Source organism: Bradyrhizobium sp. BR2003 (assembly GCF_009720285.1).
Taxonomy (GTDB): domain Bacteria; phylum Pseudomonadota; class Alphaproteobacteria; order Rhizobiales; family Xanthobacteraceae; genus Bradyrhizobium; species Bradyrhizobium elkanii.
In genome coordinates, this window is sequence record NZ_SMYJ01000045.1 from 220,386 (window position 1) to 233,956 (window position 13,571).

Below are 13,571 nucleotides of genomic sequence, written 5' to 3' on the forward strand. Positions count from 1 at the left end.
TGCATATGGTGATCGGCGTGCCGCCCTGTCAGGCGCGCCGGTGGTTCAGGCTTTTCTTAAACCCCGCCGCAGGAGACGTCCGAATGAGCAAGCCGGGCCTCGACAAGTGGTACGCCTACATGAAGTCCCACGACACCGCCGCTTTGTGGGATCTGCTGCATCCCGACGCGGTGTTCGAAAGCCCGGTCGTGCACACGCCGCAGCACGGCCGTGACATCACCTTCAAATATCTCACCAGCGCCGCCAAGGTGCTCGGCGGTCCGACCTTCAAGTATCTCGGCGAGTGGCGCAATGACGCCGGCGCGGTGCTCGAATTCGAGAACGAGATCGACGGCATCAAGCTCAACGGCGTCGACATCATCACATTCGATGGTGACGGCCGGATCACGCATTTCAAGGTGATGGTGCGTCCGCTCAAGGCGATCAACCTGCTGCATCGGATGATGGGCGAGGAGTTGATGAAGCAAAGCGGCGCAACGTCGCAATCACAGTCGCGATAGCATCTGCCGCGGACCTCCGGAACCGGATAAGGTCCGCTCCAACAAACCCAAGGATACGCTGCGCAGCGTCCGTCGACATGCGGCCACGTGCCAGCCGGGAGACCAGCATGCCAGCCTACAAAGCCCCCGTCGAAGACGTCAGCTTCCTGCTCAACGACGTTTTCCAGATCGACCGCTACGGCAATCTTCCCGGCTTCACCGATGCGTCGGCCGATGTGCGCGAGGCGATCCTCGGCGAGGCCGCCAAGCTCAGCGAAGAGGTGCTGCAGCCGCTCAATCGCACAGGCGATCTCGAAGGCTGCAAGCGCAATGACGACGGCAGCGTCACGACGCCGAAGGGCTTCAAGGACGCCTTCAAGCAGGTCGCCGAAGGCGGCTGGCTCGGCCTGTCGGCGCCGACGGAATTTGGCGGTCAGGGCCTGCCGGTGACGCTCTCGCAGGCGGTCAACGAATTTCAGATCTCCGCCAACATGGCATTCTCGATGTATGGCGGGCTGACCATGGGCGCGACCGCGGCGCTGCTGGTGCACGGCACCCCCGAGCAGAAGCAGACCTACGTGCCGAAGATGGTCGCGGGCGAGTGGACCGGCACCATGAACCTGACCGAGCCGCATTGCGGCACCGATCTCGGCCTGCTCCGCACCAAGGCGGTGCGCCAGGCCGACGGCAGCTTCAAGATCACCGGCACCAAGATCTTCATCTCCGCCGGCGAGCACGACCTCACTGAGAACATCATCCATCTCGTGCTGGCGCGCATCGAAGGCGCGCCGGCTGGCATCAAGGGCGTCTCGCTGTTCGTGGTGCCGAAGGTGCTGGTCAATGCCGACGGCTCGCTCGGGGCGCGCAACGGCGTCAGCTGCGGCTCGATTGAGCACAAGATGGGCATCCACGGCAATTCCACCTGTGTGATGAACTACGACAACGCCACGGGCTGGCTGATCGGCGAAGAGAACAAGGGCATGCAGGGCATGTTCGTGATGATGAACGAGGCCCGCCTCGGCGTCGCCGTGCAGGGCCTCGCGCAGTCCGAGGTCGCCTATCAGAACGCGGTCGCCTATGCCCGCGAGCGCCTGCAGGGCCGCTCGCTGACCGGTGCCAAGGAGCCCGAGAAGCCGGCCGATCCGATCATCGTGCACCCCGACGTGCGCCGCACCCTGCTCACCATCCGCGCCTTCAACGAGGCGGCGCGCGCCATGGTGGTGTGGACCGCGCTGAAGAGCGACGTCGCGCACCGCTCCAACGACGCTGGGGATCGCCAGGCCGCCGACGATCACATGGGCCTGATGACGCCGGTGCTGAAGGGCGTCCTGACCGACACCGGGTTCGCCAACACGGTCTCGGCGCAACAGATGTTCGGCGGCCACGGCTACATCGCCGAGCACGGCATGGAGCAGTTCGTGCGCGATGCGCGCATCGCGATGATCTATGAGGGCGCCAACGGCATCCAGGCGCTGGACCTGGTCGGCCGCAAGCTGCCGCGCGATGGCGGCCGCGCCGCGATGGCGTTCTTCGGCGAGGTCGGCGCCTTCGCCAAGGAGCATGGTGCCGACGAGGCGATGAAGCCGTTCATCACCCCGCTCTCCACCGCGCTCGGCCATCTGCAGCAGGCCACCGGCTGGCTGATGCAGAACGCGCTGACCAAGCCCGACAATGCCGGCGCCGCCGCGACCGACTACATGAAATTGTTCGGCCTCGTCGCGCTCGGCTATATGTGGGCGAAGATGGCCAAGGTGGCGCAGGACAAGGCCGCCGCCGGCGCTACGCCTTACCTCAACACCAAGCTCGTGACGGGCCGCTTCTTCATGGAGAAGCTGCTGCCGGAGACCGCCGTGCATCTGGCCCGGATCCAGAGCGGCAGCGCAACCACGATGGAACTGGCCGCGGAAGCGTTCTGAAGCGTTTTCCAGCGAAGTGGAGACCGGTCAACAAGAAAGCCTTGAAAATTGCCGCCGCACCGCTGCGGCGGCGGGTCCTTCCGTATATATTATGATCCTCATATCAAGGAGGGCGTCATGCCTGAGGCATACATCTACGATCACGTTCGTACCCCGCGCGGCCGCGGCAAGGCCGACGGTGCGCTGCACGAGGTCACCGCGCTGGCGCTCGCCACGGTGCCGCTGAAGTCGCTCAAGGAGCGCAACAATCTTCCCGCGGACTCCGTCGACGACGTCGTGCTCGGCGTGGTCGATCCGGTCGGCGAGGCCGGTTCCGACATCGCCCGCTTCGCCGCGCTGAACGCCGGCCTCGGCGAGAAGGTGCCGGGCGTGCAGATCAGCCGCTTCTGCGCCTCCGGCCTCGATGCCGTGAACTTCGCCGCAGCCCAGATCATGAGCGGCCAGCATGAGCTCGTGATCGGCGGCGGCGCGGAATCGATGAGCCGCGTCGGCATCGGCGCCTCCGGCGGCGCCTGGCCGATGGATCCCTCGATGGCGGTGCCGGCCTATTTCATGCCGCAGGGCATCTCGGCCGATCTGATCGCGACCAAATACGGTTTTTCGCGCGACGATGTCGACGCTTATGCGGTGCAGAGCCAGCAGCGCGCGGCTAAGGCCTGGGACGAGGGGCGCTTCGGCAAGTCGGTGGTGCCGGTCAAGGACGTCAACGGCCTGACCATTCTCGCCAAGGACGAGCACATGCGCCCGACCACGACGATGCAGTCGCTGGCTCAGCTGCAGCCTTCATTCGCGGCGATGGCGGCGATGGCCGGCTTCGACGCGGTGGCGATCCAGTCGCATCCCGAGGTCGAAAAGGTCAATTACGTGCATCACGCCGGCAATTCCTCCGGCATCGTCGACGGCTCCGGCGCCGTCCTGCTCGGCAGCAAGGAGGCGGGCGCCAAGCATGGCCTGAAGCCGCGGGCGAAAATCCGCGCCTTCGCCAATATCGGCTCGGAGCCCGCGATGATGCTGACCGGCCCGGTCGACGTCACCGAAAAGCTGTTCGAGCGCTCCGGCATGAAGAAGTCGGACATCGACCTGTTCGAGCTCAACGAGGCCTTCGCCTCGGTGGTGCTGCGCTACATCCAGGCGTTCGACATCGACAACGCCAAGATCAACGTCAATGGCGGCGCGATCGCGCTCGGCCATCCGTTAGGGGCGACCGGCGCGATGATCCTCGGCACCGTGCTCGACGAGCTCGAGCGCACCAACAAGGAAACCGCGCTGGTGACGCTGTGCATCGGCGGCGGCATGGGCACCGCCACCATCATCGAGCGCGTCTGAGGCGAGGGAGCGAGCAATATGGCTTACAAGAATTTCAAGTTCGAAGTCGACGCCGACGGCATTGCGCTCGTCACCTGGGACATCCCTGATCGTTCGATGAACGTGTTCGACGAGCTCTCGACCCAGGAGATCGACGAGATCATCAAGCAGACGACCGGCGATGCCGCGATCAAGGGCGTCGTGATCACCTCGGCCAAGGAGGCGTTCTGCGCCGGCGCCGACCTCTCGATGCTGGAGGGCATGAACCGCAGCTACGCGCAGCTTTTCCAGGCGAAGGGCGAGGAAGCGGCGAACCAGATGCTGTTCGAGCAGAGCCGCCGGATGTCGCAGTCGTTCCGCGCGATCGAGACCTCGGGCAAGCCGTGGGTCGCCGCGATCAACGGCCTTGCGCTCGGCGGCGGCTTCGAGATCACGCTGGCCTGCCACTACCGCGTCGCGGCTGAGAACCCCAAGACTCGCCTCGGCCTGCCCGAGATCAAGGTCGGCCTGTTCCCCGGCGCCGGCGGCACCCAGCGCGTGCCGCGTCTCGTGCAGCCGGCGGACGCGATGCAATTGCTGCTCAAGGGCGAGGCGGTCAACCTGACCCGCGCCAAGGCGCTCAACCTGATTCACGCCGTGGTGCCCGCGGCCGATCTGATCAAGGCCGCCAAGGACTGGATCAAGGGCGGCGGCAAGGCGGTCGCGCCGTGGGACGAGAAGGGCTTCAAGCTGCCCGGCGGCCCCGTCTTCTCCAAGATGGGCATGCAGATGTTCCCGGCCGGCAACGCGATCTACCGCCGCGAGACCTACGACAACTATCCGGCCGCGCGCGCCATCATGAGCTGCGTCTATGAGGGCCTGCAGCTGCCGATCGACGCTGCATTGCGCGTCGAGTCGCGCTATTTCACCAAGGTGCTGCGCTCGAAGGAAGCGGCGGCGATGATCCGCTCGCTGTTCCTGTCGATGCAGGAACTGAACAAGGGCGCCCGCCGCCCTGCGGGCGTGCCGCCGACCAAGGTGAAGAAGCTCGCCGTGATCGGCGCCGGCTTCATGGGCGCCAGCGTCGGCTATGTCTCGGCGCAGGCCGGCATCGACGTCGTGCTGGTCGATCGCGACCAGGAAAGCGCCGACAAGGGCAAGGGCCACGCCAAGACCGTGGTCGACGGCCTGATCGCCAAGGGACGGATGAAGCAGGACGCGGCCGATGCCATCCTGGCGCGGATTTCGGCCACGGCCGACTACAACGTGATCGCAGACTGCGACCTCGTCATCGAGGCCGTGTTCGAAGACCGCAAGGTCAAGGCTGACACCTATGCCAAGGCGCAGCCGCTGCTCAAGGAGGGCGCGATCTTCGCCTCCAACACCTCGACCTTGCCGATCAATTCGCTGGCCGAGGAGTTCAAGGACCAGGGCAAGTTCATCGGCATCCACTTCTTCTCGCCGGTCGAGAAGATGATGCTGGTCGAGATCATCCTCGGCAAGAACACCGGCGACGTCGCGCTGGCGACCGCACTCGACTATGTGCGGGCGATCGGCAAGACGCCCATCGTGGTGAACGACTCCCGTGGCTTCTTCGCCAATCGTTGCGTGATGCGTTACATCTCCGAGGGCAACGAGATGCTGCTCGAGGGCGTGCCGCCGGCGATGATCGAGAACACCGCCAAGATGGCCGGCATGCCGGTCGGGCCGCTGTCGCTGCAGGACGAGGTCGCGCTCGATCTCGGCCTGAAGATCACCAAGGCGACCGAGGCCGATCTCGGCCCCAACGCGATCGACCAGGCGCAGAAGAAGCTGATGGTCGAGATGGTCGAGAAACAGGGCCGCTTCGGCCGCAAGAACGGCAAGGGCTTCTACGACTATCCCGAGAAGGGCAAGGGCCAGAAGAGCCTGTGGCCCGGGCTCGCCAATCTGCAGCCGAAGCAACTCGATCCCGACACGCTCAGCGTCGAGGAATTGAAGCAGCGCTTCCTGGTGGTGCAGGCGGTGGAGGCCGCGCGCACCGTCGAGGATCACGTCATCACCGACGTGCGCGAGGCCGATGTCGGCTCGATCCTCGGCTTCGGCTTTGCGCCGTTCACCGGCGGCGCGCTGTCCTACATCGACTTCATGGGCACCAAGAACTTCGTTGCGCTCTGCCACAGCTTCGAGAAGAAGTACGGTTCGCGCTTCACGCCGCCGAAGCTGCTCGAGGAGATGGCCGCCAAGGGCGAAACCTTCTACGGCCGCTTCCCGCCGAAGAAACAGGCTGCGTAAACTTCCGGGGCAAACTCGCGCAGGATCAAGCCGGTCATCGATCCGACTTGATCCTGTTGTGCGACGGTCATGCCCGTCAAAGTCCCGCCACGCTTGTTCCGCACTGGCACCACGCTGCTGGCATCACTCTTGCTCGTCGATCGCCGGGGCGACGATCAGCGTGAGGGTGTCGTGCGATGAGTTTTGCGCTCAAGAAAGGTGCCGCGGACGCGGAGATCGCAGCGAACGATTCCTTGCTTTCGTTGCCGCCGTCGCGGCGGTGGAAGCCACTGCGTTTGCGGGGCAAGGGCCCGTCATGGACCGGCCTCGCGCTACTCGTTCTGGCCGTGGATATCGTGCTCGCCGCGGCGGTCTGGCAGGCCGTCAATTTCTTCCGCCATTGAGTCGTTATTCGAGAGAAAAGCGCCGGCGAGATAGGCGAACTGGTTGAAGGCGAGACAGGCGACGACGATCGGAGCGCCGGTGGCAAAGGCGAAACCGTCGGATTGGAGCACGATCGCCGCGAGCACCGCGACCAGCGGTGACTCCAGCATCAATGTCCAAACCCGAAAGTACAAACTGGTTGCCAGCCCAACCAGGGTGCTGGTCAACAAAAGGGTAAAGGCGATCGTCACACTTTTAGACCAGTTGGAGCGGAGGGCGCGCCGCAGGTCATAGTCGGTCAGTTGGATCGCTCGAACAAGGACGGCCACGCCCTCAGCCGGAACTACACCGACTTAGTATTAATCGGTATAATGCAGGTTAAATTGGGACGTTCCGCCGCCGCTGTCGAGAAAAGGGATCGGCGAATCCACAACAAAGAAGAGCCGGATCGGTCGACCCGGCTCTTTCGCGGTCATGGTGAGCGAGCTCAGGCCGCCTTGAGCAGGCCTTCCTTCTTCAGCGCCTCCTGCACCTTCGGGCGCGCCGCGACGCGGGCCTTGTACGCCGTCAGGTTCGGCAGGCCGGAGAGATCGAAGCCGAGCCGGTCTTGCGCCCACATGATCATGGTGAAGAGGTAACCGTCGGCGACCGTGAACTGGTTGCCCATCAGGTAGTCGCGTCCGGCGAGCTGGCTCTCGACATATTTGAACTTGCCCATGGCGCGGTCCTTGAAGAAGGCCTTGGCGTCGTCGGCGAGCACGGGCGAGAACATCGGGCCGAGATTCTTATGCAACTCGGTCGTGGTGTAGTTCAGCCATTCGAGCAGCTTGTAGCGCTCGTTGGAGTCCCTTGCCGGCGCCAGCTTCTTGTCGGCGGCCTTGTCGGCGATCATCTGGATGATGATCGGGCCTTCGGTGACCATCTCGCCGGTATCCAGCGCCAGTGCCGGCACCTGGCCCTTAGGGTTCACATGGAGGAAATCGTCGCCGTTTTCGAGCTTCTTGGCGCGCAGATCGACCTTGACCAGGTCGTAGGGCAGCCCAGCCTCGAGCAGGGCGATATGGGGGGAGAGGGAGCAGGCACCGGGGGTGTAATAAAGCTTCATAGGGGTATTCCTTCCCTTGTTCTTGGCGTCCGGAGAGGGATTGCCTACATGCGCCTGCATGAAATAGTCAAGATTGATGCAGATGCATTCAGTGCGGTACAGTCGGTGCCGGGACCCCTATGAGCTAGACCATGAAACGCAAGCTATCGAGCGAGGCGACGGCCGCCTGGATCCGCCTGATGCGGGTGCCGAGCCGGGTGCTGGACTGCGTCGAGCAGGACTTGAAGAAGGCCGGTTTTCCGCCGCTCGCCTGGTATGACGCCTTGCTCGAGCTGTCTCGCGCGCCGTCGGGCGAACTGCGCCCGGTCGAGCTCGAGCGCCAGATGCTGATCCCGCAATATTCGACCTCGCGGCTGATCGACAAGCTGGTCGACGAGGGGCTCGCCGCCCGGCGCGAATGCAAGATCGACAAGCGCGGCCAGTTCGTCGAGATCACCGAGGCCGGGCGCGAGTTGCAGAAGAAGATGTGGAACGCCTATTCCGCCGCGATCGACAAGCATGTCGGCTCCAAATTGTCCGACGCCGACGCGACCAGGCTGTGCGGTCTGCTCGACCGGCTCGGCTGCGCCTGTGGCGACGCCAAAGGCGACGTCAAGAACGAGACCAAGGCTGATGGCAAGGCTGCGCCTGCGCGAGACGGCGTGCCTGCCCGATGATATTGCTGATTCCATCATCCGCGGCCGTTGTGGCTCGCGGATGTCCCTGCCACCGCGCGCCTTCGATCGAAGCGCCCTTGAGTTGGATTATCTATGGCGCGTGACCAGATCGACATGACGCCGCTGCAGTCGCGCGACGAACTCGTGGCGTGGCTTGAAGCCGGCGTGAAGCCTGAGTCCGAATTCCGGATCGGCACCGAGCATGAGAAGACTCCGTTCACGCTCGAGGGCCATCAGCCCGTGCCCTATGAGGGCGCCAAGGGCATCGGCGCGCTGCTCGAGGGCATGAAGCTCTTGCTCGGCTGGGAGCCGATCATGGAGCGCGGCAACATCATCGGCCTCTATGACGTCACCGGCGGCGGCGCGATTTCGCTCGAGCCGGGCGGGCAGTTCGAATTGTCGGGCGCGCCGGTCGAAACCGTGCATCAGACCCAGTCGGAATTGATGGCGCATCTGGCGCAGGTACGGGAGATTGCAACCCCGCTCGGCATCGGCTTCCTCGGCCTCGGCATGACGCCGTCCTGGTCGCGCGCGCAGATCCCCGTGATGCCCAAGGGGCGTTACAAGATCATGCGAAACTACATGCCGAAGGTCGGCAAATACGGCCTCGACATGATGTTCCGGACCTGCACGGTGCAGACCAATCTCGACTTCTCCTCCGAAGCCGACATGGTGAAGAAACTCCGCGTGTCGCTGGCGTTGCAGCCGATCGCGACCGCATTGTTCGCCAACTCGCCGTTCACCGAAGGCAAACCCAACGGCTTCCTGTCGTTCCGTTCCGAGATCTGGCGCGACACCGACAATGCGCGCAGCGGCATGGTGCCGTTCGCGTTCGAGGATGGCATGGGATTCGAGCGCTATGTCGATTACGCGCTCGACGTTCCGATGTATTTCGTCAAGCGCGGCGAGGAATATATCGACGTCTCCGGCTCCTCGTTCCGGGATTTCTTCGCCGGCAAGAATGCCGCTCTTCCGGGCGAGCGTCCGACCTTGTCGGACTGGGCCAATCACCTCTCGACCATCTTCCCCGAGGTGCGGCTGAAGCGTTACCTCGAGATGCGCGGCGCCGACGGCGTGCCGTGGGGCCGGCTGCCGGCGCTGCCGGCGTTCTGGGTTGGGCTGCTCTACGACAATGACAGCCTCGATGCCGCCTGGGACATCGTCCGCCACTGGACCGCGCCGGAGCGGCAGGCGCTGCGTGACGACGTGCCGCGTTTCGGCTTCAAGTCGCGGATCAAGGACCGCTATCTGTTCGAGATCGCCAAGGAGTGCCTGATCCTGTCGCATGCCGGATTGCGGCGGCGCGGCCGGATCGATCATCTCGGACGCGACGAGAGCCGTTTCCTCGAGCCGCTCGAACGCATCATCGAGACCGGCCGCTCGCCGGCGGAGGAGATGCTGGAGAAGTTCAACGGCCCCTGGCAGGGCTCGGTGGAACCGGCCTATCAGGAGTACGCGTTTTAATCCCCGCTTGGCCCGGTCCGGGCCCCGAAACGCGCGTGAACGGCGGTGGTGTCGCACCCGCCGTTCATCCGCCGTACAGGTTCATGGCGTTCAAATGACGCCCCGCTAAACGCGCGGGGCTGCGCGAATTTGAAAGCAATCTCATGGGGATAGGCCGCCACTTTAGGGCGTGTGTGGTGATGTTTGCGGTCCTTGCGGCCGCTGTCGTCGCGCGCCCGGCATTGGCGCAGACCAATTTCGACCGTCCCGGCGGCGACTATCTGAACGCGCCGGTGACGACGGGCGATCCGGCCGATTGCGCGCTGACCTGCGAGCGCGACCGCCGCTGCCGCGCCTGGAGCTTCAACTATCCGACCGACGCCAACAACGGCGCGGTGTGCTGGCTCAAGAGCACCGTGCCGCCTAGGGTGCAGAACGTCTGCTGCGTCTCCGGGGTGCGCGGCGCAGGCGTGGTCGAACCGCGCAACGGCGCCATCGAAACCTCGATCGACCGCCTCGGCGGCGACTACAAGAATTTCGAATTGAAGAGCAGCGACGGCGGCGACGAGGCCTGCCAGGCCGCCTGCACCGCCGACAACAAGTGCCGCGCCTGGACCTACGCCCGCCCCGGCTATGCCGGCCGCGACGCGCATTGCTTCCTGAAGAAAGAGATCAAGCCGCCGCGCCGCAAGGCGGGGTTCACGTCGGGCGTGGTGCGGTGACTCCGTAGCCCGGATGAAGCTACGACATGCTCACTCCGCCGCCAGCACCGTGATCTCCGGCCAGAGCGCCTTCCACCGCGCCGCCTTCGTCGCATAGTTCGCCGCCGAAAAGTTCGCGGTCCGGTTCGGCCGCACGATCATGCCGGCGACATCGTCGAATCCGTGCGGCGCATAGACGTCGTAGCCGCGCGTGGTGCGGCGGATGCCGATCTGCGTGTTTTCGGTGAGGAAGCGATCGATGCCGTCGGTCGAACGCGACAGCGCCGGGTAGGGCAGGCCGTGCTTGTCGGGATACCAGAGATGGACGCGGGCCTGGTTGCGTACCTCGATCGCGACACCGAGATGGCCGAGCCGTGCCTTGAGCTCGCGGATCACCGCGTCCTCGGCCTCCCATGAGGTATCCGGATCGAAATAGAAGATGTCGTGGTCGCTGATGCCGTGATCGAGCGGCCGGCTGGTCAGCACGTTCCACACGGTCTGCACCAGGCAGCCGGCGACCAGCCATGCATCGGGCAGACCGAGGCGGTACAGCTCGTCAGTGACGGCTTGATTGGCCGGGTTGCGCAGCGCGGCTGCGAGGAATTCGCCGTGCGTCACGACGAGGCGGTCGCGTCGGTGTCCCGGACCGCCTTCTTCGATGCCAGCGTGCGCCAGCGCCGGCGCAGCAAGGGCTCGACGGTGGCGCGTTTGGCCTTCGACAGGCGGATCAGGACCATCGGGTAGTCCCGGTAGTGATCGGTGAAGTAGAACACCTTGGGCTGATGCTCGACCAGCATGTCGCGCTCATCCGGCGGCACGCCCGGCATCACCAGGCTGTCGCCGTCCTCCTTGAGCCGCACCAGCATCTTGTTGCGCACCTTCAGCGCCGCGGCGTGCCGTAGGAAGAACCGTCCTCGACCTCCGGCCACGCCAGCGCGATGCGCCTGATGTCGTCGAAGGTCACGGCGTATAACCGTAGCCCGGATGAAGCGAAGAGAAATCCGGGATCGGTTGCCCATGTGAGATGCCGCGGATTGCGCTGCGCTCCATCCGGGCTACAGGTCTGTTCGAGTTCACTGCACCGAGGTGAAGAAGCGCGCGAGGCGGAAGCCTGAGAGCCAGGTCCAGACCGGCTGGCTGCGGATGCCGAGGTCCCAGGAGCCGACCACGGCGTCGGCGCGGCCGATCAGATTGTCGATCGGCAACAGGCCGACGCCGCCGTCGCGCACCGGCACGCGGCTGTCGGCGGAATTGTCCCGGTTGTCGCCGAGCACGAACAGCTTGCCCGGCGGCACCGTCACCTCTTGGGTGTTGTCGAGCCGGCCGTTGTCGCGGATCTTGAAGATCGCGTGGTTGACGCCGTTCGGCAGCGTCTCGATATAGCGATACGCCTCCTCGCCGCCGCCGCGATCGTCTTCGGCGAAGCCGGTGCCGTCGGGCTTCAGCGTCGCCGCATGATCGTTGATGAAAAGCTGACCCTGCCGCATCTGGATGCGGTCGCCGGGCAGCCCGACCACGCGCTTGACCCAGGCCTGCGAGCGGTCGCCTGGCCAGCGGAACACCACGACGTCGCCGCGCTTCGGCGTCTCGCCGAACACGCGGCCGGTTTCCGGCAGCGTGATCTGGATCGGCAGCGAAGCCGCGCCGTAGCCATAGGGATATTTCGAGGCGACCAGCGCGTCGCCGATCAGCAGCGTCGGCTCCATCGATCCCGACGGCACGTAGAACGGCTCGGCGATCGCGCCCTTGGCGAGGAACACGACGGCCACGATCGCGGCCAGTTGCACGGCCTGCCCGCGCCAGCTGGTCGGCTTGGCCGTCACGACTTCGTTTCCGCTGCTCACTAGCCCGTTCCTCCGACCGTAATCCGTTCCATCCTGAGTGTCGGCTGGCCGACGCCGACCGGCACGCCCTGGCCGTTCTTGCCGCAGGTACCGATTCCCGTATCCAGCGCAAGATCGTTGCCGATCATGGTGATCCTGTGGAGATCGGTCGGTCCGTTGCCGATCAGCATGGCGCCCTTCACCGGCGCGCCGAGCTTGCCGTTCTCGATCTTGTAGGCCTCGGTGCACTGGAACACGTATTTGCCCGAGGTGATGTCGACCTGGCCGCCGCCGAAATTGGCGGCGTACATGCCGTTCTTCACCGAGGCGATGATCTCGGCCGGGTCGCGGTCGCCCGACAGCATGTAGGTGTTGGTCATGCGCGGCATCGGCACATGGGCATAGCTCTGCCGCCGTCCGTTGCCGGTCGGCTTCATGCCCATCAGGCGGGCGTTCTGGCGGTCCTGCATGTAGCCGACCAAAATGCCGTCCTCGATCAGCACGGTGCGGTTGGTCGGCGTGCCCTCGTCGTCGATCGAGAGCGAGCCGCGGCGCGAGGCCATGGTGCCGTCATCGACCACGGTGACGCCCTTGGCCGCGACCTGCTGGCCCATCAGGCCGGCAAAGGCGGAGGTCTGCTTGCGGTTGAAATCGCCCTCGAGCCCATGGCCGACGGCCTCATGCAGCATCACGCCGGGCCAGCCGGCCCCGAGCACCACGTCCATCTCGCCGGCGGGCGCCGGCACCGATTCGAGATTGACCAGCGCCTCGCGCAGCGCGCCGTCGGCGGCGTCGCGCCAGGCCTTGGTCTCGATGAAACGCGCATAGCCCTCGCGGCCGCCATAGCCCTTGCTGCCGCTTTCCTGCCGGTCGCCCTGACCGGCGACCACCGAGATGTTGACGCGCACCAGCGGGCGGATGTCGCGATAGCTCTCGCCGTCGGGCCGCAGGATTTCGACCACCTGCCAGGTCGCGGTGAGGCTGGCGGATACCTGCCGCACCCGCGGGTCCTTGTCCCTGACATAAGCGTCTATCTCGCCGAGCAGCTTGACCTTGGCCTCGAATGCCGGCCCGTCCAGCGGGTTCTCGTCGCCATAAAGCTTGATGTTGGTGTGGGCCGGCGCCGCGGCGAAAGTGCCGGCATAGCCGCCGCGCACGGCCGCCACCGCATCCGCGGCGCGGATCAGCGCCGGGATCGAGACGTCGGAGGAATGCGCATAGCCGACCGCGTCGTCCTTGACCGCGCGCAGGCCGAAGCCCTGCGAGGTGTCGTAGGTCGCCTGCTTCAGCCTTCCGTTGTCGAACACCAGCGCCTCGGTTTGCCCAAACTCCAGGAACAGCTCGCCGTCGTCGGCGCCTTCAAGTCCACGCGCCACCTCGCGGCGGACGGCATCGCGGTCCAGATTGGCGCGGTCGAGCAGGGAGGTCGTGGCGGGATTGGTCATGGTCACTCCGACGCAGTGGCGATTCCTGGTCATCCTTGCCTGAAGCGCAACTGATTGCCAGTGGGGAACCCGCAGCAGGGAT

At 65.2% G+C, this 13,571-nt stretch carries 12 protein-coding genes and 1 pseudogene; 7 read left to right on the top strand and 6 right to left on the bottom strand.

Annotation, left to right across the window (positions count from 1 at the left end):
• Positions 1 to 83 precede the first annotated feature (83 nt).
• The 4 genes from E2I15_RS35365 (at position 84) to E2I15_RS35380 (ending at position 5,953) form a co-directional block, all read left to right on the top strand.
• Positions 84 to 500, top strand: coding sequence for a nuclear transport factor 2 family protein (locus E2I15_RS35365; protein ID WP_137482379.1), 417 nt, complete (start codon positions 84 to 86; stop codon positions 498 to 500).
• A 107-nt stretch (positions 501 to 607) separates the two neighbouring features.
• The gene (locus E2I15_RS35370) at positions 608 to 2,395 is read left to right on the top strand and encodes an acyl-CoA dehydrogenase C-terminal domain-containing protein (protein WP_137482380.1); all 1,788 of its coding nucleotides are present in this window, start codon (positions 608 to 610) and stop codon (positions 2,393 to 2,395) included.
• A gap of 117 nt (positions 2,396 to 2,512) precedes the next feature.
• Complete coding sequence (locus E2I15_RS35375; protein ID WP_137482381.1) at positions 2,513 to 3,721, top strand: acetyl-CoA C-acetyltransferase; 1,209 nt, start codon at positions 2,513 to 2,515, stop codon at positions 3,719 to 3,721.
• A gap of 18 nt (positions 3,722 to 3,739) precedes the next feature.
• Entirely contained in the window at positions 3,740 to 5,953 is a 2,214-nt protein-coding gene (locus tag E2I15_RS35380; RefSeq protein WP_137482382.1) for a 3-hydroxyacyl-CoA dehydrogenase NAD-binding domain-containing protein, read from the top strand.
• Between the two features lie 311 nt (positions 5,954 to 6,264).
• On the opposite strand, the gene E2I15_RS39425 is transcribed toward E2I15_RS35380, so the two are convergent.
• Together E2I15_RS39425 and gstA are read right to left on the bottom strand one after the other, a co-directional pair.
• On the bottom strand, positions 6,265 to 6,645 hold the full coding sequence (locus tag E2I15_RS39425; RefSeq protein ID WP_246668299.1) for a hypothetical protein: 381 nt from the start codon (positions 6,643 to 6,645) through the stop codon (positions 6,265 to 6,267).
• Positions 6,646 to 6,803: 158 nt separating this feature from the next.
• Positions 6,804 to 7,421: a glutathione transferase GstA gene (gstA, locus tag E2I15_RS35390; RefSeq protein WP_137482383.1), complete on the bottom strand. Its 618-nt coding sequence runs from the start codon at positions 7,419 to 7,421 to the stop codon at positions 6,804 to 6,806.
• Between the two features lie 131 nt (positions 7,422 to 7,552).
• Between gstA and E2I15_RS35395 the strand changes: the two genes are divergently transcribed.
• From E2I15_RS35395 to E2I15_RS35405, 3 genes are all read left to right on the top strand, one after another.
• Positions 7,553 to 8,077 (top strand): MarR family winged helix-turn-helix transcriptional regulator, encoded by a 525-nt coding sequence (locus E2I15_RS35395; RefSeq protein ID WP_137482384.1) that lies wholly within the window; start codon positions 7,553 to 7,555, stop codon positions 8,075 to 8,077.
• Between the two features lie 93 nt (positions 8,078 to 8,170).
• Positions 8,171 to 9,541, top strand: a complete 1,371-nt coding sequence (locus tag E2I15_RS35400; RefSeq protein ID WP_137482385.1) for a glutamate--cysteine ligase — start codon at positions 8,171 to 8,173, stop codon at positions 9,539 to 9,541.
• A gap of 143 nt (positions 9,542 to 9,684) precedes the next feature.
• Positions 9,685 to 10,242, top strand: a complete 558-nt coding sequence (locus tag E2I15_RS35405; protein WP_038384458.1) for a PAN domain-containing protein — start codon at positions 9,685 to 9,687, stop codon at positions 10,240 to 10,242.
• Positions 10,243 to 10,272: 30 nt separating this feature from the next.
• On the opposite strand, the gene E2I15_RS35410 is transcribed toward E2I15_RS35405, so the two are convergent.
• The 4 genes and pseudogenes from E2I15_RS35410 to tldD form a co-directional block, all read right to left on the bottom strand.
• A complete protein-coding gene (locus E2I15_RS35410; protein ID WP_137482386.1) occupies positions 10,273 to 10,839 on the bottom strand; it encodes a nucleotidyltransferase family protein in 567 nt (188 codons plus the stop codon).
• Positions 10,836 to 11,185, bottom strand: a pseudogene (locus E2I15_RS35415) (MmcQ/YjbR family DNA-binding protein). Before E2I15_RS35415 ends, E2I15_RS35410 begins: the two are co-directional and overlap by 4 nt.
• Before the next feature lie 109 nt (positions 11,186 to 11,294).
• Positions 11,295 to 12,065 (bottom strand): signal peptidase I, encoded by a 771-nt coding sequence (gene lepB / locus E2I15_RS35420; protein WP_016847099.1) that lies wholly within the window; start codon positions 12,063 to 12,065, stop codon positions 11,295 to 11,297.
• On the bottom strand, positions 12,065 to 13,489 hold the full coding sequence (tldD, locus tag E2I15_RS35425) for a metalloprotease TldD (RefSeq protein ID WP_016847098.1): 1,425 nt from the start codon (positions 13,487 to 13,489) through the stop codon (positions 12,065 to 12,067). The genes lepB and tldD overlap by 1 nt, the downstream gene beginning before the upstream one ends.
• Positions 13,490 to 13,571 lie beyond the last annotated feature (82 nt).